Below are 24,014 nucleotides of genomic sequence, written 5' to 3'. Positions count from 1 at the left end.
CTGGAGCGGTGACCCAGACACCCCGTATGACCCTGGCCCAGGTCGAGACCGTCGCCCGCGCCGCGCACACCGGTCAGACCGACAAGGCGGGACGGCCCTACGCCGAACACCTCCAGGCCGTCGCCGAGGGCGTGCGGGCGCGGGGCGGCGACGAGGAGCAGATCGCGGCGGCCTGGCTGCACGACGCCGTCGAGGACGACGCCCTCTCCGCGCAGTGGCTGCGCGAGGCCGCGCTGAGCAGCCGTACGAAGGACATCGTCCTCGCGGTCACCAAGCGGGCGGGGGAGCCGCCGGAGGCGTACGCCGCGCGGATCCTCGCCACGCCCGGGGCGCTGCTGGTGAAGGAGTCGGACCTGGCGCACAACGCGGACCCGGCCCGGCTCGCGGTCCTCGACGAGGCGACCCGGAAACGACTGACCGAGAAGTACGCACGGATGCGCGCACTTCTCGGTCTCGTCGGATGAATTCCGCTGTGGGGGTCAGGCGCTGACCTTCTCGCGCTCGCGCTCGCGCCGCTCGGCGCTCTGGCGTTCGCGGGCCAGCTCGGCCGCGTCCCGCTTGAAGGCCCATTCCATCTTCGGCTCCATGGCGAACCGGAAGATCCGCTGCACCGGCTTGGTGCACAGCACCGTCACGACGGCGGCCGCGAGGACGGTCACGAGGACCTCACCGGTCGGCTGGTGCAGCCAGGACGCCTCGAACCAGCCCTGGTAGTCGCCGGCCTTCACCAGGAAGCCGTGCAGCAGGTAGCCGTAGAGCGTGCCGGCGCCGAGGGCGGTGAACCACATGTGGCGGCGCGGCACCCAGGCGAAGAAGCAGGCGGTCAGCACCAGGGAGCAGCCGAACATCGCGAGCACCATGACCGGCCCGGTCCACCAGGGGGCGCCCAGCTCCTGCGCGGCGTCACGGTGGTAGAACCACGCGGTGTTCATGCGCGGCACCGCCCACCAGCTGAAGGCCAGCGCGACGGCGAACACCGGCACCGAGGCGATCCGTACCGCACGCGTGCGCACCATGTGGAAGTGCTCGGGCTTCATGACCAGGCCCAGCACGAAGAACGGCAGGAACTGCAGGACGCGCTGCAGATCCAGGTCGTCACCGATCGACGGGGTGACGGTCGCCAGCATGGCCAGACCCAGCGCGAGCGGCAGCGGCCAGCGCACCAGGTTCCAGATGGGGGTGGTCAGGCGCCAGACGAACAGCGCGACCAGGAACCAGGTCAGGTACCAGGGGTCGAGAAGGCTGATCTCCTGATGCGGGTCGTTGTCGATGACCCGCTTGAAGAGCGGATAGGCCGTCTCGAAGATGATGTACGGCACGGCGACGCCGGTGATCAGGCGCTTCAGCCGGTCGGGCCGCATGTCGAAACTGCGCGAGAAGTAGCCGGAGATGAGGATGAACGCCGGCATGTGGAACGCGTAGACGACCTGGTACGCCGCCTCGAGGATCCGGCTGTCGCTCTTGAGCGGCTCCCAGGCGTGGCCCATGGCCACCAGCACGATCGCGAGGTACTTGGCGTTGTCGAAGAACGCGTCGCGCTGCTTGCCGTTCTGCTTCTTCTGCGTGCTCTGCGGCGAGCGCGGGCTCGGCACTCCGTCGGCCGGCGACTGTGCCGGGGGAAGTGGCGCCCTGCGGTCGCCGTTCGGTCGCAGCGAGTTCGTCACAGACCCTCCCACCAGGAGCTCGGGGAGACGATCCGGGACCTCGCTGCGCGTACGGGGGACGAGGCAGCGTGGAACATCTGAGGCACCCTAGCGTTCCCTGCAGCTATTCGTAAAACGCCGGACGTGATTCCTGGCTATTCGCTGCGGGTACCCCCGGATTACGGGTAGTTGACGTCACATCGGCGTGATGGCGAACACATCGCCCGGGGTGGATTGTGTACACAGCCCAGGCCCGGGTTGTCGTGATACTTCCGGACTAAGTGACGCATAAGACCAGCAGGCGACTCCAGTGGAATGTCCGCTTCCGCCCTCTTCGGTCGCTGCCCCGCAAGGCTGTTGAGGAGCTTGTGGCGGCAATTCGAATTACCGGCGAACGCGTTGTGTGGAGACGGAAACGATGCGGTCGAATTCCCTGTGGGGGTGGCTCGTCGAATTGCCGTGCGACTCCTCGGTGTCGGGGGCCCCGCGCCCAGGCGGCACACGCGCGTGGGGGCAACACGGGTGTGGTCGATGCGTCACCGGCCGCATAGCCGGGCCACGTTGGTGGCACGATGGTTCTGGCGGGGGTGCGCGGGGTCGCGTCCCCGGGCCGGGAGAGCGGACCGACCGAGGGTGTGATCAGTTGTGGCCATTTCACTGTCTGTGGTGCTGCTGTTGGCGATCATCCTTGTGGTGTTGCTGAGAGGCGGCTCCCTCAAGGCAGGTCCCGCGATAGTGGCGGTCCTCTTCGGCTTCTTCCTTGCCTCGACCGGCATGGCCGACGACATCCAGCGGTTCCTCAACTCGATAGCGGAAACCATCAACTCCATCAGCTTCTGACCGGCGGGCGGAGTGCCCCCTCCCGAGCCCCGCGCTGAGGGCCCGGCGCAGGGGCGGTTACGCTCGCCCCGGCCACAGGACGGTGCCTGACGGGGGGAACGTACGGGGATGGCGCTGCGCGATTCCGACCCGGCGGAGGTGGGCGGTTACCGCATCGAGGACCGCCTCGGCTCCGGCGGCATGGGTGTGGTCTACCTGGCCCGCTCGGCCTCCGGCCGACGCCTCGCGATCAAGGTCGTGCACAGCCAGTACGCCGACGACGACGAGTTCCGCACCCGTTTCCGCCGCGAGGTGGCCGCCGCCCGCCAGGTCAGCGGCGCCTTCACCGCCCCCGTCGTGGACGCCGACGCCGACGCCACGCACCCCTGGATGGCCACGCTCTACATACCGGGCGCGGACCTCGGCACCCACGTCCGCGAACACGGCCCGCTCCCGCCTCCCCGCCTGCGCGACCTCGCCGCCGGCCTCGCCGAGGCGCTGCGCGACATCCACCGCGCCGGAGTCGTCCACCGCGACCTGAAGCCGGCCAACGTGATGCTCGCCGAGGACGGCCCCCGCGTCATCGACTTCGGCATCTCCCGCGCCGCCGAGTTCGCCGCCTCCGACGTCCTCACCCAGACCGGACGCGTCATGGGCACCCCGCCCTTCATGTCCCCGGAGCAGTTCGCCTCCCCCCAGGACGTCGGCCCGGCCGCCGACATCTTCTCCCTCGGCTCGGTCCTCACCTACGCGGCCACCCGCCGCGGCCCCTTCGACAGCCCCAGCCCCTACGAGACGGCCCTGCGCGTCGTCGAGGGCGAGCCGAACCTCTCCGGCGTCCCGGCCGGACTGCTCCCCGTCATCCGTTCCTGCCTGGAGAAGCACCGCAAGTCCCGCCCCACGGCCGACGACCTGTTCACCCTGCTCCGCCAGGGCGCACCGGCGGGCACCGCTCCACCCCGCCCGGCCCGCCCGGGCCCGGGCACCCGCCCGACCGAGCCCGCCCTGACGCCTTGGCCGGACGCGGCGGACACCGAACGGGACGCACCCCTGCTCCCCCCACCGTCCGAGCCGAACGCCGACCGGAACGCGCCCCTGCCCCGACCGCCGGCCGAGCGAGACGCCGACCGGGACGATCCCCTCAGCCGACGCCCGGCCGAGCGAAACGATCCGACCCATGACCCGGCCGGCCCGCCGGCGCCTCGGACCGGGCGCCCCCGCGGCCGCCATCGGCACGGCCTGCTGCTGGTCTGGGCCGCCGCGGCCGTCGCACTCGCCGCGCTCGTCACCACCACCGTCGCCCTGACCCGCGACGACCGCCCCACCTCCAAGCCGTCGGCCGCCGCCGGCAGCGACCTCCCGGAGGGCTGGAAGCCCTGGGCGAAGTCGGCGAAGGCCGCGCCGGGCAGCGAGCGCGTCCTGGGCGGCCCCGCCAGTTCCCTCGCGGGCTGCGCCGCGGTCGACAGGTCCCTGGTGTGTGCCGGTGCCGACCTCTCGGCGACCCGCTTCGCTCTCGCCGACGGCCGCAACACCTGGTCCCTTCCCGTCGACCGCACGCCGCACGGCTCCTCCGGCAACGAGGGCGCGCTCATCGGAACCGGCGACGGCCGCGTCTACGGCTACGAGGCCGACGAGCAGGACAGCGCGACCGGCATCCGGAGGACGTACGCGGTCCAAGCCCTGGCCGCCGACACCGGCAAGGTGCTCTGGCGGACCCCCACCGGCTCCGGCGAGAGCGCGGTCGCCCCCGACAGCACGCAGGGCACGGCCACGGCGGTCCCCGAGGGCGTCATCACCTTCTACGGGGCCCAGGGCGACCAGTACGCCCTGCTCGACGCCGGCACCGGCGACGTCCGCTGGAAGCGGCCGAAGCCCGCCGCCCCGGACTGCCTGCTGAGCTCGGCGGCCGACCGTGCCTACTTCGTCTGCACGACCACGCAGGACGAGGGCGAGACCGGCCGCACCACCGTCATCGAGATCGACTCCGCCACCGGAAGGGCCCGCTGGACCGTCGAGGTCGAGGGCACCGCGCAGCTGCTCGGCCGGCACGACGGCCGCCTGGTGCTCGCGGACACCGTCGACACGGAGCGTGCCCTGACCCTGATCGACGTCTCCTCGCACGTGCTCACGTTCCGACAGCTCGCCGAGCCCCGGCCCGCGGACGCCGAGGCGCACCTGGTGGGCGGCACGATCTACTTCACGGCGGCGAGCGGCGGCGTCCGCGCGGTCTCGCCGCGAACCGGCCGGACCCTGTGGGAAGCGAACTCCTCCGTGGAACAGCCGGGACCCCCGACCGCCTCGGCCACCCACGTGTACATGGCGTCCCCCAGCGGCCGCCTCGCGGCCCTGAACGCGCGCACCGGCAAGGTCGAGGGCACCCGCTCCGGCCGCGACGACGGCGGACGCGTCAACAACCTGTTCGTCTCCGGGGGAGCCCCCCTCGTCCTGGTCGGCGACGCCCTCTACGTCCCCTACGGCGTCCGCTCCGTCTACACGGTGGACGTGCGCGACCTGTGACCCGCCGACCCGCCGGAAAAACACCTCGGGCCCGGTTCCGAGGAACCGGGCCCGAGGTCCGAGAGCGGGCGACGGGAATCGAACCCGCGTAGCTAGTTTGGAAGATCGCGTATGCGGATGGGCGCTGACCTGGCGAGACGGTGACCTGCGCGTTCGTGGCCCGGTCACCGAGGTTCCCCGCTGTTCCCCGACGCGTGCCCTTGGATCGGGCACGCAGGGGGCACGTATGGCTCTCTGCCGCTCTCAGGGAGTCCAGACGACGGTCGGGCCTGGCGCTGGACTCCTCGGCCCTCACGCGGCATGTGGGCGCCACGGATGGGTGGCGTGATGGAGCTGGCCGGGACTGTGGGTGAGACGGGCTGCCCCGCCCCACCCACGCGCAGTGGCGCTCAGAACCCTGGAGTCACCCAGTGCGCCACGACCGAGGTGCGTCCGCCGTCGTTGCTGATGATGGACGCGTTGCCCTCTCCGGAGTAGCGGCCGTGGAGCGTCAGGCTCTCTCCGACCTGGAGGGCGACCAGGACCGTCTGTCCGACCGTGTCCTGGACCGATTCGGAATCCGGGCCCTGGCGGCCGTGCGTTGCTTCACTGCCCTCGATGGGCACGCCGTCCTTCTCCAGCCATGTGTGGATCCACAGGGCCTTCTGGTTGCCCGACCTGAACGTGGTGCGGACGTGGTAGGTGAGCTCCCACACTCCGGGGAAGTTGATCGTGAGTTCCGGCACCTCGGTGATGCGCTCTGCGGTGGTGGTGAGGGGGTGGTTGAAGGCGAGCGGTCCGGTCTGTGCCCATTGCGAGCCGCCCTGAGCGGTGGCCGCAGTCGTCGTTGCTGTCATGACTGAGAAGGTAGCTTTGATCACACAGAGTAAGGGGTGTGGTCCTGGCAAACCCATCCTTCGAGTGGTCAGGAAGCACGAGCCGGTGCAGACGCCCGGCGTCTCCTTCTTTGCGGCAGATGTTGCAGCTGCTGCTCACGCGGCGAGTCAGGTTCTGGGGGCCCTCGGAATCAGCATCCCTGGGGGCGTAGGCCTCTGGCACCGTCGGCCTGGGGGTTGGGTAACGCTCAGTGTCTTTTGGGCATCGAGTGACTGCCTGCTGTTGGCGACCTTTGCCGCCTCAACCCACCACTCACCCCAGCTCCCATCCCGTCTGCCGTCGACCCACACACCGTGGAGCGGGCGTGGTTCATGGCGTCCAGGTGGAGCGCGCCACTGTACGAACGACCTGGACGCCATGGGCCGCGTCTGCTCGGCTCTGCCTGGGTCGATGGCGGACGGGATGGGAGCTCCCCGCGCACGCCACTACTCCGGCCGGCACTCGCAAGCGGCGCCCCCTCCATCTCGGAGCCTGAGCGCCCCCGCCGGAGGCATGCTTTAAGCGTTGCCGCGCTCCGCGGTTCTCGACTCATGGTCCCGGCCTGTTTCACATGTGGGCGCGCGTCGGCGCAGCCCGGGCGGAGCGGGCCGAAGGCAGGAGCGGCGCCCGGAGCGGAGCCGGGAAGCGCGCCCGGCGGAGCGGAGCGCAGCCGGGCTTGATGAGGTAGAGAAACTCGTAACAGCCGCGCAGCGTCACGCGTCGAAGTCGTACTCCAGGATGTACGAGGCGGCGTCGAGCGTCATCTCGTTGATCTCGACGGGGCGGCCCTCGTCCGCGAATGCGGTGCGGCAGATGAGGATCACGGGTGTGCCCGCGGAGATGCTCAGCTGCGCCGCCTCAGCCTTCGTGGGCATGCGCGAGCGGATCTCTTCGCGGAAGTGCACTGGCTTGTAGCCGAGTTCGGCAAGGCGTGCATAGGTTCCGCCTGGCCCGGTGTCCTCCTGCGTGATAGCCGACCCCGCCACCACTGACGTGGGCAGATAACTCGTCGCGAGCAGAACGGCCTTCCCGTCCAGGACGAACCGCCGCCGCCGCATGCACACCGTCTCCCCCTCAGCCAGGTCCAGGACCTGACCGACGCCTTCCGGGGCGGCCTCCTCAGACACCGTCACCTGATCGACCACAAGCGTGCGGTCCTCGATGTCGGCAGACCAGATGGATCGACCACTGCCCCACTGCTCCTGGGCGAGCCGCTGGATGCCTCGGCGCCGCAGAGGGCGGAAGGATCGCACGAACACGCCGGCACCCTTGCGGGACTCGGCGACGCCTTCGTCCTTGAGCACGCTCAAGGCCTGGCGGGCTGTCATGCGTGCCACGCCATGCGCGGCCATCAGCTCGTTCTCCCCCGGAAGCCGATCACCGGGACCGTACTCGCCCGACTGGATCGCCTCGCGCAGAGAGTCCGCGATCCGCTGGTACTTCGGCCGACGGTCGTCGTCGGTGTTGGTCATTCCGGAGCCTCCTTCCTGTCTTCTCTAGACAGCCTAGGTGATGTACGGGACGCCTGCCCTGTTGCGTGTAGCCCCAACGGACCTTCTGCAACCTCTCTAGACATCCCTCTTGACGTCTCTAGAGACGTTGGGTTCCATAGAGATGTCTAGAGAGGTCGCACGCGGTGACCTCCCGAGCGCAAGGGATGCACTTATGCCGTCGTTCAAGATCGACACTTCGACCGCTGTGGTGTTCGTGGCGACCGCGCCGGAACCGAAGCTCGTGAACAAGAAGACCGGTGAGCGGGCCATGGACCGGGACAACCCCAACGTGGCTCTCTCGACCGTGGGTCTGCTGGTCTCCGACGAGGGAGAGGGGAACCTCTACCAGGTCACCGTTCCGGAGACGGGCCTCCCCGAGGGCCTCACCCCGGGAATGCCGGTGCGGGTCGTCGGCCTGCGGGCCCGTGACTGGGAGAACGAGTTCAACGGACAGAAGCGGCACGGCATCTCGTTCCGCGCGGTCGCGATCACCCCGGCGGCCTGACCATGACTGACCTGTCTGTCTGGCTGGAGCTGGGCACGGCGGCAGCCGGTGCCGGTGGACTCGGCTACGCGAAGGTCCACGCCCCGCGCGTGTACTGGTCGCTGGTCGGTCTGCCGGTCACCTGGGGCCGGTTCACCTGGACGTATCGGTCGACGATGGAGGTCTGCGGGCTGACGGTTCAGCCGTCTCGCCTGCGGGCCTTCGTGGCTCGGAACGTCGCCCGCAGTGAGGTGCGGCCGGTGCCGCCCAAGGTTCGCCGGGTTCGCCCGACCTCGACCGGGCTGACAGTCTCGCTCCGGCTCCCGGCTGGTCTGGAACCGGCTGACATCGCCGCGTCCTCCGAGCGACTCCGTCACGCCTGGGGCGTGCGGTCGGTGACCGTGGCGGAGACCAAGCCGGGGTACGTCGAGCTGCGGATGACCGGCTACGACGTCCTCAACCGGGTCCGGCTCCCTCGCACGGCGCAGCCTCGTGACCTCGTGGTGCCGGTGGCACTCCGGGAGGACGGGTCGGTGTTCGAGCGGGACTACCGCAAGGTCCCCATGGCCCTGACACTGGGCGCGAACCAGTCCGGCAAGTCCATGTATCAGCGCAACCTGATCAAGGGCCTTGCCCGGCTGCCGGTGGGCCTGGTCGGCATCGACTGCAAGCGCGGTGTCGAGCAGAACCGCTACGCGCCCCGCCTATCCGCTCTGGTCACGACACCGGACGATGCCACCAGCCTGCTGGATGCGCTGGTGGGGGAGATGGAACAGCGCTTCGACCTCCTGGCCGACCACGGAGCCTCGGACCTGTGGGAGCTCCCGCAGAAGGTGCGGCCGGTGCCGTTGGTCGTCCTGGTCGACGAGGTGGCCGAACTGTTTCTGGTGACCTCGAAGAAGGACGAGGAACGCCGGGACCGGTCGGTCATGCAGATGGTCCGGCTGGGCCAGATGGCCCGTGCGGTCGGGATCTTCCTGGAGGTCTGTGGGCAGCGCTTCGGTTCCGACCTCGGCAGGGGCGCGACTGCGCTGCGCGCCCAGCTCACGGGCCGTGTGGTGCACCGGGTCAACGACAAGCAGACGGCCGAGATGGGGTTGGGCGACATCGCCCCCGATGCCGTGATGGCCGCGACCACCATCGCCCCGGATCGTCCAGGCGTGGCCGTGGCTGGCGACACCTCGGGCGGCTGGTCTCGCATCCGCACCCCCGAGACTTCCTCCGATGAAGTCGTGGCCGCGTGCCGCCAGTACGCCGACCTGACTCCGGGGCTGCCGTTCCTGGCTCCGTTCCGGCCCACCGTCCGTCCCATCCCGGCGCCGGAGCATGCACCGCCACTGGTCAGCCCGAGGCCAGCCAAGGAGATGGGCACATGACCCGCTCGCTCCGCCCTGACGCTGTACTCGTACAGGCCGTGATCGCCGGGGCGCTGTCCTTCGCCCACTTGCACGACTTGGCGGAGGCCGCGGGGCAGTCCGGATGGAAGGCCTGGGCCTACCCGGTCAGTGTCGACCTGCTCTTGGTCGCGGCCTGGCGACGACTGCGCACAGACGGCCCGTCCCGGCTGGCCTGGTGCTGGTTCCTGATCGCCCTGGTCGCCTCGCTCGGCGCCAACGTCGCTACCGCTGGGCTCCTCGACCTGAATCACGTTCCGGCCTGGCTCCGAATCCTGGTCGCGGCCTGGCCCGCCCTGGCTTTCATGGGCGGGACCCTGCTCGCCCACTCACCCGCACCCGACCCGGCCGATGACCGCGCGCCGGTTCCGCCGGCACCCGCAGCCCCGGCACTCGAACCTGACAGCCCACCCGCTGCGGACGACGCAACCGAGCAGATCTCCACGCCTGCTCCGGCTCCAGCTCTGCCCCAAGCGTCCCCGACGGTCCCTCCGGCCTTGGTCGACCACGCCCGGAAGATCGCCACTGACCACCGTGCCCGCACCGGTGCCGACATCGACTCCGCCACCCTGCGCGCCCGACTGGGGGTTCCCGAGTCGCTCGCCGACCAGATCGTCACCCAACTCGCATGAGAGACAAGGAGGTCCACCCATGGCACGTCCGAACCGCTTCTTCGACGTGATCCGCATCGGTCCCGTTGAGGTCGGCTCCTTCAACAACGGCCGGGGACAGACCCGGCACGCCGCCGCCTGCACCGCGCCGAAGTGCGGGTTCTCCACCGAACACGGCAACCGGTCGGCGGCTGAACTCGCCGCCCGCACCCACCGCTGCCCCGCCTGAGGAGAGCTGACATGCGTCTGCCTGACGAACAGCTCCGCGCCGGGCACATCCCGGCCGACGTGTACCGCCAGCTCCCGCCCGGGACCGACATGCGCCGTGTCGTGATCGTGCAGGAGGCTCCGCGCTCCTACACCGGCCCCATCGTTCTGACCCTCGTGATCACCGTCGGATCCGTCGCGGTCCTGCTGGTGATCGCCTACGTCAGCCAGATCATCGCCGCTTCGATCGTCTCGATCCTGTCGGCTTCCTGCGGCATCAGCTACACGATCAGCCGCACGTCCAAGCGCCGGAGGTCCTCACGCGCGCTGGGCAAGTAACGCCCTCCGGGGCGGCCTCAACCGCCAAGTATCCGCCGCCCCGGACGGCTCCACCTCTTCCAGATCTCTCGACCAGAAAGGGCCCACTCATCATGCCGCTTCACGCACCGAACCGTCCGGTCTGCCGTCATTGCGATGGCTTCTGTGTCGTCGCGATCACCACCGGTGGGCGCCACCGCGACGGCTCCCGAATCCTCCTGCGCGTCGTCTGCCACGTCTGCCAGGGCACCGGCCACGCCGTCCCGGCCCTGATCGCTCGGGTCGGGAAGTGATCGCGTGACCGACACCGCCACGCTGGCGGGTCTCGACCCGGCCACCCTCTCCGACGTGCTGAGGGTGGCCGGGTCGGCCGACTTCGACCGCTGGCAAGAACAGATCAAGCGCACCGGAGGCTGCGCCGACCCGATCCGCCTCGTCGGCGCGACCAAGACCCTCGACCGCGCAACCGGCCATGTCCTGCACGCCTACAGCACCGACCAGGAGCCGGGCGGCATGCTCCGCCTCGCCTGCGGCAACCGGCGCGCTTCCCGTTGCCCGGCCTGTGCCTGGACCTACGCGGGGGACACCTATCACCTCATTCGGGCCGGGCTCGTCGGTGATCCGAACAAGGGGACCCCGCACGCCGTCCGTGATCACCCCAGGGTCTTCGCCACCCTCACCGCCCCGTCCTTCGGCCCCGTGCACAACCGTCCCGGCAACCGGCCCTGCGCCTGCGGCACCCGCCACGCCGATGATGCTCCCGAGCTAGGGACGCCGCTCGACCCGTCGACGTACGACTACGCGGGCGCGGTGCTGTGGAACAACCACGCCTCCGAGCTGTGGCGGTACTTCACGATCTACCTGCGTCGGGAGATCGCCAAGCGGGCCGGACTGACTCAGAAAGCCGCACGGGAGCAGTCCCGGCTGTCCTTTGGCAAGGTCGCCGAGTACCAGAAGCGGGGGGCCGTCCACTTTCACGCAGTGATCCGCTTCGACGGGCCGGAGGGACCCGACACCCCGCCCCCGGCCTGGGCCACCCTCGACCTGCTCACCGGCGCGATCCGCGCCGCTGCTGCCCGAGTCGAGGTCGACGTGCCCTCGGCTGGTGACCAACCGGCCCGAACGCTGAGTTGGGGCTCGCAACTCGACGTGCGCCCCATCAAGGCCTTCGACGAGGGCGAGGAGATCACCGAACAGGCGGTCGCGTCCTACCTGGCCAAGTACGCCACCAAGGCCGCCGAGACCACCGGCACCGTCGACCGGCGAATCGGCAACAAGGAAGCCGCGGTTCTGCTCGGCGTCCCCGACCACCCGCGCCGGTTGATCGAGACCTGCCTGGACCTGCATCCGCTCTACCCGGACCGGAAGCTGCGCAACTGGGCCCACATGCTCGGCTTCCGGGGCCACTTCTCCACCAAGTCCCGCCGCTACTCCACCACCCTCGGTGCCCTGCGTCAGACCCGCGCCGACTACCGCGCCGCCCAGCAGCGCGAAGCGCTCGGCCTGCCCGACCCCGACGACGCCCCGGAGGCAACCACGCTCACCCTCGCCCACTGGACCTACGCCGGGCATGGCTACACCCCCGGTGAGTCCTGGGTCGCAGCCACCATCCGCCGAGACATCCAGATGAACCGTGAGACCGCACGCGAAGCCCTCGCTGACCTGCGTCAGGAAGGAGAACACGACCATGGATGAGCGGTACCTCAACGTCGACCAGGTCGCCGAGCTGCTCGGCACGACCGTGCGTTTCCCCCGGCGCCTCATCGAGGAGCGGCGCATCACGTACGTGAAGGTGGGCCGTCACGTCCGGATCCCCGAGAGCGCGGTTCGCGAGTTCATCGAGGCCAACACGGTGCAGCCGCGTCGGTGTGGTGCGGTGCTTCGGGGGGTGGCTGCCTGATGGCAGGGAAGCGCCGGCACTTTGGCCGGGTCCGCAAGCTCCCGTCTGGCCGCTATCAGGCTCGCTACCTCGGCCCTGACGGGCAGCTTCGGCCTGCGCCCCACACGTTCCGCACCAAGAAGGATGCGGACGACTGGCTTGCCGACAAGCAGACCGAGCTTCGGCGCGGGGACTGGCACGACCCCGACGCCGGGAAGATTGCGTTCGGCGAGTATGCCGCTGCCTGGATCAAGGAACGCGAGCTGACCACCACGACACGGCAGCTCTACGGCTCGCTCCTGCGGCACCACCTTGAACCCGCCTTCGGGGCCGTCAACGTCGCGGAGATCTCGCCCCCGCTCGTGCGGCGCTGGCGCGCTGACAAGCTCGCGTCCGGCACCGGCCCGACCACGGTCGCCAAGGCCTACGCCCTGCTGCGCGCGATCATGGGCACGGCCGTCGCCGACCAGATGATCAGGCGCAACCCGTGCACGATCAAGGGCGCCAGCACCGTGCACACCCCGGAGCGGCCGACCGCCACCGTGCAGGAGGTCTACGACCTGGCCGAAGCCATGCAGCCCCACTACCGGGTGCTCGTGCTGATGGCCGGATTCCTCGGCCTGCGCTGGGGTGAGCTGATCGGGCTGCATCGCCGGGACATCGACCTGGACCACGGCACCGTGCGCGTCCGCCGGGCCGTTGCCGAGCTGTTCAACGGACAGCGCGAGATCAAGGCGCCCAAGAGCGCTGCGGGCAAGCGCACCGTCTCCATCCCGGCAGCGATCGCCCCGGACATCCGGGACCACCTGGAGCGGTACGCGGAGGCCGGCGCCGACGGCCGGGTGTTCCTCGGCGCCAAGGGGGCGACTCCTCGCCGGAACCACTTCAACCGGCTGTGGCGCAAGGCGTGCAGTGACGCCGGGATCAAGGGCCTGCACTTCCATGATCTTCGGCACACGGGCAATACCCTGGCGGCCTCCACGGGGGCGAGTACGCGTGAGCTGATGGCGCGCATGGGCCACAGCACCACCCGGGCCGCACTGATCTACCAGCACGCGAGCGCCGCGCGTGACCGGCTGATCGCCGACGCCCTGAGCGACCTGGTCGACAAGGGCCGCAAGCCCAAGCGGAAGCACGATCAGGAACCGGAGGGGCACGCGGGGGACACGCCGGACTGAACGCAGCCCCCGGAAACACTCAGGGCCAGGTCGAGGAATGATCCTCTGACCTGGCCCTGAGTTACTTGGAGCGGGCGACGGGAATCGAACCCGCGTAGCTAGTTTGGAAGACTAGGGCTCTACCATTGAGCTACGCCCGCACAGCACGCGCCGCAGGTCGGGTGACCGCGGCACTGAAGGCATCGTAGCGGGTCGGCCCCCTTTGTCGCACACCGCATTCCCGCCGGAGCGGACGCGGCACGGACCCTGTGGAATTGCGGCGGCCACACCGCCTGGCGGCATGTACCCTACGTGTCGCACCAGACGGGGTGTGGCGCAGCTTGGTAGCGCGTCCGCTTTGGGAGCGGAAGGCCGTGGGTTCAAATCCCGCCACCCCGACCAGCCACTCGATCATCTCGCGTGATCGTCCATCCGGTCACTCGCGTGATCGCCTTTTGGGCGGTGTAGTCGCTGCCGTTACTATGCAAGCTGCACGCCCGTGTGTCTCATCGTCTGCAGTCCTCCGGGCGGCGAAATCCGCCGGGCCGTTCTGGCCCCGGCAGAAACCAAGAAGTCAGCCACAAGGAGACCGAACCGTGAAGAGCGCCGTGGAGACCCTGAACCCGACTCGGGTTCGGCTCACTGTCGAGGTGCCCTTCGAGGAGCTCAAGGACAGCCTCGACGCGGCGTACAAGAAGATCAACCAGCAGGTCACGGTGAAGGGCTTCCGCAAGGGCAAGGTCCCGGCCCGGGTCATCGACCAGCGGTTCGGCCGCGGTGCGGTTCTGGAGGAGGCGGTCAACGACGCGCTTCCGAAGTTCTACACCGACGCGGTCAACGAGGCCGAGCTCAGCGTGCTGGGCCAGCCCGAGGTCGACATCACGGAGCTGAAGGACGGCGAGACGCTGAACTTCACCGCCGAGGTCGACATCCGCCCGTCCATCGAGATCCCGGACTTCTCCGGCATCGAGGTCGAGGTCGACGCGGTCGAGGTCACCGACGAGGACGTCGACAAGGCCGTCGAGGAGCTGCGCGAGCGCTTCGCCTCCACCGCCCCGGTCGAGCGTGCCGCCGAGGACGGCGACGTCCTGACGATCGACCTGCAGGCCAAGGTCGACGGCGAGGTCCTCGAGGACGGCGTCGCCGACGGCGTCTCCTACACCATCGGCTCCGGTGAGCTGCTGGAAGGCATCGACGACGCCGTGAAGGGCCTGGAGGCCGGTGGCGAGGCCACCTTCACCTCCGAGCTCAAGGGCGGCTCCGCCGCCGGCAAGGAGGCCGAGGTCACCGTCAAGGTCACCCAGGTCGCCAAGCGTGAACTCCCCGAGCTGGACGACGAGTTCGCGCAGCTCGCCTCCGAGTTCGACACCATCGAGGAGCTGCGCGCGGACAGCCGCAAGCGCCTCGAGAACATGAAGCAGTACGACCAGGCCACGCAGGCCCAGGAGCGCGTCCTGGAGAAGCTGCTCGAGCTGGTCGAGGTCCCGGTCCCCGAGAAGCTGCTCGAGGACGAGATCAACACCCGCAAGCACAACCTCGAGCACCACCAGCTCGGCCAGATGGGCCTCGACCTCGCGAAGTACCTGGAGATCCAGGGCAAGAGCGAGGAGGAGTTCGACGCCGAGACCAAGGAAGCCGCGGTCAAGGGCATCAAGACCCAGTTCGTGCTCGACGAGCTCGTCAAGCAGGAGAAGCTGAACGTCAACCAGGAGGAGCTCACCGAGCACCTCATGCGTCGTGCGGCCTCCTCCGGCATGTCCCCCGACCAGTTCGCGCAGGCGGTCGTCGAGGGTGGCCAGGTTCCGCTCCTGGTCGGCGAGGTCGCCCGCGGCAAGGCCCTGGCCGTCGTGGTCGAGAAGGCCACGGTCAAGGACACCAACGGCGAGATCATCGACCTCGACGACGAGGACGAGGAGACCACCGAGGCCTCCGCCGAGGAGACCCCGGCCGAGGACGCCCCGGCCGAGGAGAAGACCGAGGGCTGAGCCCCGGCACCGGTTGAATCGCGGGGAGGGCCCGGGGTGTGAACCCCGGGCCCTCCCGTCGTACGAGCCCCCGAGTCGCTACGCCCCCGGCGAACACTCCCATCTCCGGGATTCCCCGAAGGGACCCGCGCGTTAGGGTCCATGAATACGAGGGCAGTGGAGTCCCCGAACGGCTCCTAGCCCCTAGGGAAACGTGAGACGGCCCGGCGCCGTCGTAAGACGAGCAGGTGGATACGTGACGAATCTGATGCCTTCAGCCGCCGGCGAGCCTTCCATCGGTGGTGGCCTCGGCGACCAGGTCTACAACCGGCTGCTCAACGAGCGGATCATCTTCCTCGGCCAGCCGGTCGACGACGACATCGCGAACAAGATCACCGCACAGCTGCTGCTCCTTGCCGCCGACCCGGACAAGGACATCTACCTGTACATCAACAGCCCCGGCGGTTCCATCACGGCCGGCATGGCGATCTACGACACCATGCAGTTCATCAAGAACGACGTGGTCACCATCGCCATGGGCCTCGCGGCCTCGATGGGCCAGTTCCTGCTCAGCGCCGGCACCCCCGGCAAGCGCTTCGCGCTGCCGAACGCCGAGATTCTGATCCACCAGCCCTCCGCCGGCCTCGCCGGCTCGGCCTCGGACATCAAGATCCACGCCGAGCGGCTGCTGCACACCAAGAAGCGCATGGCCGAGCTCACGTCCCAGCACACGGGGCAGACGGTCGAGCAGATCACCCGCGACTCGGACCGCGACCGCTGGTTCGACGCCTTCGAGGCCAAGGAGTACGGCCTCATCGACGACGTCATTCCCACGGCCGCCGGCATGCCGGGCGGCGGCGGCACCGGGGCCTGAGCGGTCCCCACGGGGCCTGTGGCGCCCCGTGAGGCCCACGGAGCCCTCCCGGGCCCCAGCGACCCCAGACAGCCCCAGCCGACCGCCTCAGCCCTTTCAGGAGACACCGTGAACCAGTTCCCCGGCAGCGGGATCTACGACCGTATGAACGCCGTGCAGGACATGAGCGCCTCGCAGGGCCGCTACACCGGCCCGCAGGCCGAGTCCCGCTACATCATTCCGCGCTTCGTCGAGCGCACCTCCCAGGGCATCCGCGAGTACGACCCGTACGCGAAGCTCTTCGAGGAGCGCGTGATCTTCCTCGGCGTCCAGATCGACGACGCCTCCGCCAACGACGTCATGGCGCAGCTGCTGTGCCTGGAGTCGATGGACCCCGACCGTGACATCTCGGTCTACATCAACAGCCCCGGCGGCTCCTTCACGGCGCTCACCGCGATCTACGACACGATGCAGTACGTGAAGCCGGACATCCAGACGGTCTGCATGGGTCAGGCCGCCTCCGCCGCCGCCGTCCTGCTGGCCGCCGGCACGGCGGGCAAGCGCATGGCCCTGCCGAACGCGCGCGTTCTGATCCACCAGCCGTACAGCGAGACCGGCCGCGGTCAGGTGTCCGACCTGGAGATCGCCGCGAACGAGATCCTCCGGATGCGCTCGCAGCTGGAGGAGATGCTGGCCAAGCACTCCACCACGCCGGTCGAGAAGATCCGCGAGGACATCGAGCGCGACAAGATCCTCACGGCCGAGGACGCGCTGAGCTACGGCCTGATCGACCAGGTCATCAGCACCCGGAAGATGGACAACTCGAGCCTGCGCTGACGCGAGAGGCTGTAACGTCTGCCGCCCCTTGGCATGGTTTGGCTCGGTTCACGTCAAAGCGAACCGTGCCAAGGGGGGCCCGAACGGGGGGCCCGGCAAGGTACCGTCGGACATAAGGCAGCACCAGGAGTCCGCTGGACGTTGACGTCCAGGAGTCTCCCAGGCGAAGGGGAAGCACACCGTGGCACGCATCGGTGACGGCGGCGATCTGCTCAAGTGCTCGTTCTGCGGCAAGAGCCAGAAGCAGGTCAAGAAGCTCATCGCAGGGCCCGGTGTGTACATCTGCGACGAGTGCATCGACCTCTGCAACGAGATCATCGAGGAAGAGCTGGCGGAGACCAGCGAGGTCCGCTGGGAGGAACTCCCGAAGCCCCGCGAGATCTACGAGTTCCTCGAGGGCTATGTGGTCGGCCAGGAGGCCGCCAAGAAGGCCCTCTCCGTAGCGGTCTACAACCACTACAAGCGAGTCCAGGCCGGCGAGAACGGCGGGGCGAACGGCCGTGACGACGCCATCGAGTTGGCGAAGTCCAACATCCTGCTCCTCGGCCCCACGGGCTCCGGCAAGACGCTCCTCGCGCAGACTCTCGCGCGCATGCTGAACGTCCCCTTCGCGATCGCCGACGCCACGGCCCTCACCGAGGCGGGATACGTCGGCGAGGACGTCGAGAACATCCTGCTCAAGCTGATCCAGGCGGCCGACTACGACGTCAAGAAGGCCGAGACCGGGATCATCTACATCGATGAGATCGACAAGGTCGCGAGGAAGAGTGAAAACCCCTCGATCACCCGCGACGTCTCGGGCGAGGGCGTCCAGCAGGCCCTGCTGAAGATCCTGGAGGGCACCACGGCCTCGGTCCCGCCGCAGGGCGGCCGCAAGCACCCCCACCAGGAGTTCATCCAGATCGACACGACGAACGTGCTGTTCATCGTGGGCGGTGCCTTCGCCGGACTGGAGAAGATCATCGAGTCCCGGGCCGGCGCCAAGGGCATCGGCTTCGGCGCGCAGATCCGCTCCAAGCGCGAGATGGAGTCCAAGGACCAGTTCCAGGAGGTCATGCCGGAGGACCTGGTCAAGTTCGGCATGATCCCCGAGTTCATCGGCCGTCTCCCGGTCATCACCTCGGTCCACAACCTCGACCGCGAGGCCCTGCTCCAGATCCTCGTCGAGCCGCGCAACGCGCTCGTCAAGCAGTACGAGCGCCTGTTCGAACTCGACGGTGTGGAGCTGGACTTCGAGCGCGAGGCCCTGGAAGCCATCGCCGACCAGGCCATCCTCCGCCAGACCGGCGCGCGCGGCCTGCGCGCCATCATGGAGGAAGTCCTCCAGGGCGTGATGTACGAGGTCCCGTCCCGCAAGGACGTGGCCCGGGTCGTCATCACGGCGGACGTCGTCCAGTCGAACGTCAACCCGACGCTGATCCCGCGGGACGCGCGCAACGGACGCGGCCCGGGCGAGCAGAAGACGGCGTGACACAGCAGGCTTGAACAGGAAGGGCCCCGGTCGACGACCGGGGCCCTTCCTGTTGTCCGCTGAGCGTCGTCAGGCCTTGACGCGGATCTCCGGGCGGAGCTTGGTCGTGATGTCGATCGCGACGTCCTTGGTGATGCCCGCGCTCACCTGACCCGGCGAGACCATCGCGACCGTGCTGTAGTCGGCCCACGCGCAGAACCAGTCGGTCTTGCCTTTCTTGGTCGACGGGTCCTGCCCCTTGGCCGCCTGGCACTTCATGACCGCGCCCTCGAGGTCGGCCTCTTCGGGCTCGCCGATCAGCTTGGTCTTTTTGCCGCTGCTGCTGGAGCCTTCTTCCGACGACTTCTTGAAGTTCGAGAAGAACGTGTCCAACGCTGCCTCGGGGTCGGAGACCTCGCCGTAGACGCCGATGAACGTAACGCCCTTGGCTGTCGCCATCTGGGCAGCCGAGGACGGATCGGTCGGGTCGTACTTGCTCATGTCCACCGTTGAGTAGGAGCCCAGCACGGACTTGCCGTTCTTGACGCCGCTCTTCTCCAACTCCTTGGTGGAGTCGTCACCGACCGTCTGCCCGTCCTTCGTGACACGGTTGTACTCGCCGAGCACCTTCGCCGGCGTCGCCAGCTTGTGCGGCCCGTCGTCCTCCAGGGCACCCGCGCCGCCGCCTCCGCCGATCACGAAGTACGCGCCCACGCCGATGGCCACCACGACCGCCACCGCGCCGAGGATGAGGCCGGTCTTCTTGTTGCCGCCGCCCGGGGTAGGGGGCTGCGGAACGCCGTAGGGAGCCTGGCCGTAGGGCGGCTGCTGGCCGTACGGGGGCTGCTGGCCGTAACCCTGCTGGGGCGGGACGCCCTGCGGGGCCTGCTGCGGGTAGCCGTAGCCGGGCTGGGGCGGAGGGGCCTGCTGGGGGTAGCCGTAGCCGGGCTGGGGCGCCTGCGGCGGCTGGCCGTACGGGCCCGGCTGGCCGTACGGACCGGGCTGCTGGGGCTGCCCGCCGTACGGGCCCGGCTGGTTGTAGCTCATGTTCTGGGTTCCCCTCCAGATGCTTATGTGTTTCAGACATCCTGGCGCAGACCCGCCGTGTGCATGGCATCGGGGCCCCCACCGTTACAAAGCAAAGGCGTTTCGGGACGGGGCGGTGACACCTCTAAACTGACCCCCGTGACCGAGAACGCTCAGCAGCAGCCACCAGCGCCCAGCACCGACCTGCCGACCCAGTACGCGCCGGCCGACGTAGAGGGGCCGCTGTACGAGCGCTGGGTAGAGCGTGGTTACTTCGAGGCGGACGAGAAGAGCGACAAGCCGCCGTACACCATCGTCATTCCGCCGCCGAACGTCACCGGCTCGCTCCACCTGGGGCACGCCTTCGAGCACACGCTCATCGACGCCCTGACCCGCCGCAAGCGCATGCAGGGCTACGAGACGCTGTGGCAGCCCGGCATGGACCACGCCGGTATCGCCACGCAGAACGTCGTCGAGCGGGAGCTCGCCAAGGAGGGCAAGTCCCGTCACGACCTGGGCCGTGAGACGTTCGTCGAGCGCGTCTGGCAGTGGAAGGGCGAGTCCGGCGGGCAGATCAGCGGCCAGATGCGGCGGTTGGGCGACGGTGTCGCCTGGTCGCGCGAGCGCTTCACGATGGACGAGGGTCTGTCCCAGGCCGTCCAGACCATCTTCAAGCGGCTCTACGACGACGAGCTGATCTACCGCGCCGAGCGCATCATCAACTGGTGCCCCCGCTGTCTGACGGCCATCTCGGACATCGAGGTCGAGTACCAGGACGACGACGGCGAGCTCGTCTCCATGAAGTACGGCGACGGGGACGACACCATCGTCGTCGCCACCACCCGCGCCGAGACGATGCTCGGTGACACGGCCGTCGCCGTCCACCCCGAGGATGAGCGCTACAAGCACCTGATCGGCAAGCTGGTCAAGCTGCCGCTGACCGACCGCTCCATCCCGGTCGTCGCGGACGAGCACGTCGACCCCGAGTTCGGCACGGGCGCCGTCAAGGTGACCCCGGCGCACGACCCGAACGACTTCGAGATCGGCCAGCGCCACGACCTCCCGGCCCTGACGATCATGGACGAGCACGCGGTCATCACCGCCCACGGCCCCTTCCAGGGCCTGGACCGGCTGGAGGCCCGCTCGGCGATCGTCGCCGCGCTGCGCGCCGAGGGCCGGATCGTCGCCGAGAAGCGGCCGTACGTCCACTCGGTCGGCCACTGCTCGCGCTGCAAGACGACCATCGAGCCGCGGCTGTCCATGCAGTGGTGGGTCAAGGTCGGCCCGCTCGCGAAGGCGGCCGGTGACGCCGTCCGCGACGGGCGCGTCAAGATCCATCCGCAGGAGATGGAGAAGCGCTACTTCGACTGGGTCGACAACCTCCACGACTGGTGCATCTCGCGGCAGTTGTGGTGGGGCCACCGCATCCCGGTCTGGTACGGCCCGAACGGCGAGGTCGTCTGCGTCGGCCCCGACGAGGAGGCGCCCGGGACCGAGGCCGAGGGCTGGCGTCAGGACACCGACGTCCTCGACACCTGGTTCTCCTCCGGCCTGTGGCCGTTCTCCACGCTCGGCTGGCCCGAACAGACCGAGTCGCTCGCGAAGTTCTACCCGAACTCCGTCCTGGTCACCGGCTACGACATCCTCTTCTTCTGGGTCGCCCGGATGATGATGTTCGGCCTGTACGCGATGGACGGCACCCCGCCGTTCCACACCATCGCCCTGCACGGCATGGTCCGCGACCAGTTCGGCAAGAAGATGTCGAAGTCCTTCGGCAACGCGGTCAACCCGCTGGACTGGATGGACAAGTACGGCTCCGACGCCCTGCGCTTCACCCTCGCCCGCGGCGCCAACCCGGGCGTCGACGTCCCGATCGGCGAGGACTGGGTCCAGGGCTCCCGGAACTTCGCCAACAAGATCTGGAACGCGACGCGCTTCGCGATGATGAACGGCGCCACGATCGAGGGCCCGCTGCCGGACGCCTCGAAGATGTCGGCGACCGACCGCTGGATCCTGTCCCGGCTCAACTCGGTCGTCGCCGAGGTCGACGCGTTCTACGAGGACTACCAGTTCGCCAAGCTCTCCGACGCCCTGTTCCACTTCGCGTGGGACGAGGTCTTCGACTGGTACGTCGAGCTGTCCAAGACGACGTTCCAGGCGGGCGGCGAGGCGGCCGAGGTCTCCAAGCGCGTCCTCGGCGAGGTCCTCGACGTCACGCTGAAGCTGCTGCACCCGGTGGTCCCGTTCGTCACCGAGACCCTGTGGACCACGCTCACCGGCGGGGAGTCGGTCGTCATCGCCGACTGGCCCAAGGACAGTGGCTTCCGTGACGCCGACGCCGAGCGTGAGATCGAGAGCCTCCAGTCGGTCATCACCGAGGTGCGCCGCTTCCGCGCCGACCAGGGCCTCCAGCCCGGCCAGCGGGTCCCGGCCCGGCTGACCCTGGACGGCACGCGGTTCGCGCCCCACGAGGCGGCCATCCGCCAGCTGCTCCGCCTCCAGCCGGAGGGCGACGCCTTCACGGCCACGGCCACCCTCCCGGTCGCCGGCGCCGAGGTCGCCCTCGACCTGTCCGGCACGATCGACGTGGCGGCGGAGCGCAAGCGCCTGGCGAAGGACCTGGCGGCGGCGGAGAAGGAGAAGTCCCAGGCCAACGGCAAGCTCGGCAACGAGGCGTTCCTGGCGAAGGCCCCCGACCACGTCGTCGACAAGATCCGCACCCGCCTGGCCAAGGCGGAGGAGGACATCGCGCGGATCCAGGCACAGCTGGAGAGGCTGCCGCAGGCGTAGCCCGTTCGTACGGTGTGAAGGCCCCCGGTGCTTGTCGGCACCGGGGGCCTTCGCGCAGTTCGGGGGCGCGGGGCTGTATCGATGTACGGATCCGCCGCGTGGGCGCGACAAGCCCCCACAGACCCGCATACACCGGACGACACAAACCACCCCCGGCCGATGTCACCGCCCGTCCGTAGACTGGCCCCGTGAGCGAGCTCCCTCCAGACCACAACGCCGACGACCAGCCCGACCCCCTCAACACCTTCGACGAGATCATCGCGGAGGAAACCGACCGCGACCCCGACCTCGCGGTCATCGAAGCCGGCAGTCGCACCCTGCGCACCCAGGGCGGCCCGCCCGACGCCGACATCCCCACGCGCCCCGCCGACCCCGAGGTCGACAAGGCCCTGCGCGAGGTCGAGACGGAGCTGGCCACCCGCTGGGGCGAGACCAAGCTGGAGCCCTCCGTCAGCCGTATCGCCGCGCTGATGGACGTGCTGGGGGAGCCGCAGCGGGCGTACCCGTCGATCCACATCACGGGGACGAACGGCAAGACCTCCACGGCCCGCATGATCGAGGCCCTGCTCGGCGCCTTCGAGCTGCGCACCGGCCGCTACACCTCGCCGCACGTGCAGTCGATCACCGAGCGCATCAGCCTCGACGGCGCACCCATCGCGCCCGAGCGGTTCATCGAGACGTACCAGGACATCAAGCCGTACGTGGAGATGGTCGACGCCTCCCAGGAGTACCGGCTGTCCTTCTTCGAGGTGCTCACCGGCATGGCGTACGCGGCGTTCGCCGACGCCCCCGCCGACGTGGCCGTCGTGGAGGTCGGCATGGGTGGCTCCTGGGACGCCACGAACGTGATCGACGGGGACGTCGCCGTCGTCACGCCCATAGACCTCGACCACACCGACCGGCTCGGCACCACGCACGCCGAGATCGCCACGGAGAAGGCCGGCATCATCAAGCAGGGTGCGACGGTCATCATGGCGCAGCAGCCGGTCGACGCGGCGCAGGTGCTGCTGAAGAAGGCCGTCGAGGTGGACGCGACCGTGGCCCGGGAAGGGCTGGAGTTCGGTGTCGTCGAGCGGCAGGTGGCCGTCGGCGGGCAGCTGGTGACGCTGCGCGGGCTGGGCGGCGAGTACCCCGAGGTGTACCTGCCGCTGCACGGCGCGCACCAGGCGCACAACGCGGCCGTCGCGCTCGCCGCCGTCGAGGCGTTCTTCGGCGTCGGCGCGCAGCGGGCCGACGCGCTGGATCTGGACACGGTCCGCAAGGCCTTCGCCGCCGTGGCTTCGCCGGGCCGGCTGGAGGTCGTGCGCCGGTCGCCGACGGTCGTGCTGGACGCCGCCCACAACCCGGCGGGTGGCCGGGCGGCCGCCGAGGCGATCGGGGAGGCGTTCCAGTTCAGCCGCCTCATCGGCGTGGTCGGCGCGAGCGGCGACAAGAACGTACGGGGACTGCTGGAGGCCTTCGAGCCGGTGTTCGCCGAGGTCGTGGTCACGCAGAACTCCAGCCACCGTGCGATGGACGCCGACGAGCTCGCCGGTATCGCGGTGGAGGTGTTCGGCGAGGAGCGCGTCCAGGTCGAGCCGAGGCTGCCCGACGCGCTGGAGGCAGCCATCACGCTGGCCGAGGAGGAAGGTGAGTTCGCCGGCGGCGGTGTGCTCGTCACCGGTTCCGTCATCACCGTCGGCGAGGCCCGACTGCTCCTGGGGAAGGGCTGAGTCCC

At 69.3% G+C, this 24,014-nt stretch carries 21 protein-coding genes and 2 tRNA genes; 18 read left to right on the top strand and 5 right to left on the bottom strand.

Going from position 1 to position 24,014, the window contains the following annotated elements; genetic code table 11:
• The first annotated feature begins 26 nt into the window (after positions 1-26).
• Complete coding sequence (locus AB0G20_RS02635) at positions 27-464, top strand: HD domain-containing protein (protein WP_361295788.1); 438 nt, start codon at positions 27-29, stop codon at positions 462-464.
• 15 nt (positions 465-479) lie between these two features.
• Here AB0G20_RS02635 and AB0G20_RS02630 read toward each other — a convergent pair whose 3' ends face one another.
• Positions 480-1,664 (bottom strand): acyltransferase family protein, encoded by a 1,185-nt coding sequence (locus AB0G20_RS02630; protein WP_361294643.1) that lies wholly within the window; start codon positions 1,662-1,664, stop codon positions 480-482.
• Positions 1,665-2,288: 624 nt separating this feature from the next.
• Between AB0G20_RS02630 and AB0G20_RS02625 the strand changes: the two genes are divergently transcribed.
• Both AB0G20_RS02625 and AB0G20_RS02620 read left to right on the top strand, forming a co-directional pair.
• Positions 2,289-2,483: a hypothetical protein gene (locus AB0G20_RS02625; RefSeq protein ID WP_190048403.1), complete on the top strand. Its 195-nt coding sequence runs from the start codon at positions 2,289-2,291 to the stop codon at positions 2,481-2,483.
• Between the two features lie 108 nt (positions 2,484-2,591).
• Entirely contained in the window at positions 2,592-4,979 is a 2,388-nt protein-coding gene (locus tag AB0G20_RS02620; RefSeq protein ID WP_361294639.1) for a serine/threonine-protein kinase, read from the top strand.
• Between the two features lie 389 nt (positions 4,980-5,368).
• Here AB0G20_RS02620 and AB0G20_RS02615 read toward each other — a convergent pair whose 3' ends face one another.
• Together AB0G20_RS02615 and AB0G20_RS02610 are read right to left on the bottom strand one after the other, a co-directional pair.
• On the bottom strand, positions 5,369-5,815 hold the full coding sequence (locus AB0G20_RS02615) for a hypothetical protein (RefSeq protein ID WP_361294636.1): 447 nt from the start codon (positions 5,813-5,815) through the stop codon (positions 5,369-5,371).
• 732 nt (positions 5,816-6,547) lie between these two features.
• Positions 6,548-7,306 carry a GntR family transcriptional regulator gene (locus AB0G20_RS02610; protein ID WP_361294633.1) on the bottom strand — a complete coding sequence of 253 codons (759 nt, stop codon included), beginning with the start codon at positions 7,304-7,306 and terminating at the stop codon, positions 6,548-6,550.
• Positions 7,307-7,499: 193 nt separating this feature from the next.
• Here AB0G20_RS02610 and AB0G20_RS02605 point away from each other — a divergent pair, with 193 nt between their 5' ends.
• The 8 genes from AB0G20_RS02605 to AB0G20_RS02570 all read left to right on the top strand — a co-directional run bounded on the left by AB0G20_RS02605 (position 7,500) and on the right by AB0G20_RS02570 (position 13,398).
• A complete protein-coding gene (locus AB0G20_RS02605) occupies positions 7,500-7,832 on the top strand; it encodes a hypothetical protein (protein ID WP_356669302.1) in 333 nt (110 codons plus the stop codon).
• 2 nt (positions 7,833-7,834) lie between these two features.
• Positions 7,835-9,187 carry an FtsK/SpoIIIE domain-containing protein gene (locus AB0G20_RS02600; protein WP_361294631.1) on the top strand — a complete coding sequence of 451 codons (1,353 nt, stop codon included), beginning with the start codon at positions 7,835-7,837 and terminating at the stop codon, positions 9,185-9,187.
• Positions 9,184-9,837 carry a DUF2637 domain-containing protein gene (locus AB0G20_RS02595; RefSeq protein WP_361294628.1) on the top strand — a complete coding sequence of 218 codons (654 nt, stop codon included), beginning with the start codon at positions 9,184-9,186 and terminating at the stop codon, positions 9,835-9,837. The genes AB0G20_RS02600 and AB0G20_RS02595 overlap by 4 nt, the downstream gene beginning before the upstream one ends.
• A gap of 19 nt (positions 9,838-9,856) precedes the next feature.
• Positions 9,857-10,045 carry a mobile element transfer protein gene (locus AB0G20_RS02590; protein WP_184593917.1) on the top strand — a complete coding sequence of 63 codons (189 nt, stop codon included), beginning with the start codon at positions 9,857-9,859 and terminating at the stop codon, positions 10,043-10,045.
• Between the two features lie 11 nt (positions 10,046-10,056).
• On the top strand, positions 10,057-10,362 hold the full coding sequence (locus tag AB0G20_RS02585; RefSeq protein ID WP_361294623.1) for a hypothetical protein: 306 nt from the start codon (positions 10,057-10,059) through the stop codon (positions 10,360-10,362).
• Positions 10,363-10,638: 276 nt separating this feature from the next.
• On the top strand, positions 10,639-12,036 hold the full coding sequence (gene repSA / locus AB0G20_RS02580) for a replication initiator protein RepSA (protein ID WP_361294620.1): 1,398 nt from the start codon (positions 10,639-10,641) through the stop codon (positions 12,034-12,036).
• A complete protein-coding gene (locus AB0G20_RS02575) occupies positions 12,029-12,241 on the top strand; it encodes a helix-turn-helix domain-containing protein (RefSeq protein WP_361294617.1) in 213 nt (70 codons plus the stop codon). The genes repSA and AB0G20_RS02575 overlap by 8 nt, the downstream gene beginning before the upstream one ends.
• Positions 12,241-13,398, top strand: coding sequence for a tyrosine-type recombinase/integrase (locus AB0G20_RS02570; protein WP_361294614.1), 1,158 nt, complete (start codon positions 12,241-12,243; stop codon positions 13,396-13,398). The genes AB0G20_RS02575 and AB0G20_RS02570 overlap by 1 nt, the downstream gene beginning before the upstream one ends.
• A gap of 66 nt (positions 13,399-13,464) precedes the next feature.
• Here the strand turns inward: AB0G20_RS02570 and AB0G20_RS02565 are convergent.
• A tRNA-Gly gene (locus AB0G20_RS02565) sits at positions 13,465-13,538 on the bottom strand.
• Positions 13,539-13,702: 164 nt separating this feature from the next.
• Here AB0G20_RS02565 and AB0G20_RS02560 point away from each other — a divergent pair.
• The 5 genes from AB0G20_RS02560 (at position 13,703) to clpX (ending at position 18,502) form a co-directional block, all read left to right on the top strand.
• Positions 13,703-13,779, top strand: a tRNA-Pro gene (locus tag AB0G20_RS02560).
• 194 nt (positions 13,780-13,973) lie between these two features.
• Positions 13,974-15,362 carry a trigger factor gene (gene tig, locus AB0G20_RS02555; protein WP_361294611.1) on the top strand — a complete coding sequence of 463 codons (1,389 nt, stop codon included), beginning with the start codon at positions 13,974-13,976 and terminating at the stop codon, positions 15,360-15,362.
• Between the two features lie 247 nt (positions 15,363-15,609).
• Complete coding sequence (locus AB0G20_RS02550; protein ID WP_192234658.1) at positions 15,610-16,215, top strand: ATP-dependent Clp protease proteolytic subunit; 606 nt, start codon at positions 15,610-15,612, stop codon at positions 16,213-16,215.
• Between the two features lie 108 nt (positions 16,216-16,323).
• Positions 16,324-17,031 (top strand): ATP-dependent Clp protease proteolytic subunit, encoded by a 708-nt coding sequence (locus AB0G20_RS02545; RefSeq protein ID WP_308400922.1) that lies wholly within the window; start codon positions 16,324-16,326, stop codon positions 17,029-17,031.
• A 181-nt stretch (positions 17,032-17,212) separates the two neighbouring features.
• Positions 17,213-18,502: an ATP-dependent Clp protease ATP-binding subunit ClpX gene (clpX, locus tag AB0G20_RS02540; protein WP_031130858.1), complete on the top strand. Its 1,290-nt coding sequence runs from the start codon at positions 17,213-17,215 to the stop codon at positions 18,500-18,502.
• Between the two features lie 69 nt (positions 18,503-18,571).
• Here clpX and AB0G20_RS02535 read toward each other — a convergent pair whose 3' ends face one another.
• Entirely contained in the window at positions 18,572-19,528 is a 957-nt protein-coding gene (locus AB0G20_RS02535; protein ID WP_361294607.1) for a hypothetical protein, read from the bottom strand.
• Between the two features lie 138 nt (positions 19,529-19,666).
• Between AB0G20_RS02535 and AB0G20_RS02530 the strand changes: the two genes are divergently transcribed.
• Both AB0G20_RS02530 and AB0G20_RS02525 read left to right on the top strand, forming a co-directional pair.
• Positions 19,667-22,297 (top strand): valine--tRNA ligase, encoded by a 2,631-nt coding sequence (locus AB0G20_RS02530; protein WP_361294604.1) that lies wholly within the window; start codon positions 19,667-19,669, stop codon positions 22,295-22,297.
• Between the two features lie 188 nt (positions 22,298-22,485).
• Positions 22,486-24,009: a folylpolyglutamate synthase/dihydrofolate synthase family protein gene (locus AB0G20_RS02525; protein ID WP_361294601.1), complete on the top strand. Its 1,524-nt coding sequence runs from the start codon at positions 22,486-22,488 to the stop codon at positions 24,007-24,009.
• Positions 24,010-24,014 lie beyond the last annotated feature (5 nt).

The organism is Streptomyces sp. NPDC024017 (assembly GCF_040638895.1).
GTDB lineage: Bacteria > Actinomycetota > Actinomycetes > Streptomycetales > Streptomycetaceae > Streptomyces.
This window is presented reverse-complemented; position numbering and strand designations above follow the sequence as displayed.

Coding starts and splice junctions, on each gene's coding strand:
- AB0G20_RS02635 (WP_361295788.1), top strand. CDS start 27: ATGACCCTGGCCCAGGTCGAGACCGTCGCCCGCGCCGCGCACACCGGT.
- AB0G20_RS02620 (WP_361294639.1), top strand. CDS start 2,592: ATGGCGCTGCGCGATTCCGACCCGGCGGAGGTGGGCGGTTACCGCATC.
- AB0G20_RS02615 (WP_361294636.1), bottom strand. CDS start 5,815: ATGACAGCAACGACGACTGCGGCCACCGCTCAGGGCGGCTCGCAATGG.
- AB0G20_RS02610 (WP_361294633.1), bottom strand. CDS start 7,306: ATGACCAACACCGACGACGACCGTCGGCCGAAGTACCAGCGGATCGCG.
- AB0G20_RS02605 (WP_356669302.1), top strand. CDS start 7,500: ATGCCGTCGTTCAAGATCGACACTTCGACCGCTGTGGTGTTCGTGGCG.
- AB0G20_RS02600 (WP_361294631.1), top strand. CDS start 7,835: ATGACTGACCTGTCTGTCTGGCTGGAGCTGGGCACGGCGGCAGCCGGT.
- AB0G20_RS02595 (WP_361294628.1), top strand. CDS start 9,184: ATGACCCGCTCGCTCCGCCCTGACGCTGTACTCGTACAGGCCGTGATC.
- AB0G20_RS02590 (WP_184593917.1), top strand. CDS start 9,857: ATGGCACGTCCGAACCGCTTCTTCGACGTGATCCGCATCGGTCCCGTT.
- AB0G20_RS02585 (WP_361294623.1), top strand. CDS start 10,057: ATGCGTCTGCCTGACGAACAGCTCCGCGCCGGGCACATCCCGGCCGAC.
- AB0G20_RS02575 (WP_361294617.1), top strand. CDS start 12,029: ATGGATGAGCGGTACCTCAACGTCGACCAGGTCGCCGAGCTGCTCGGC.
- AB0G20_RS02570 (WP_361294614.1), top strand. CDS start 12,241: ATGGCAGGGAAGCGCCGGCACTTTGGCCGGGTCCGCAAGCTCCCGTCT.
- AB0G20_RS02550 (WP_192234658.1), top strand. CDS start 15,610: ATGCCTTCAGCCGCCGGCGAGCCTTCCATCGGTGGTGGCCTCGGCGAC.
- AB0G20_RS02535 (WP_361294607.1), bottom strand. CDS start 19,528: ATGAGCTACAACCAGCCGGGCCCGTACGGCGGGCAGCCCCAGCAGCCC.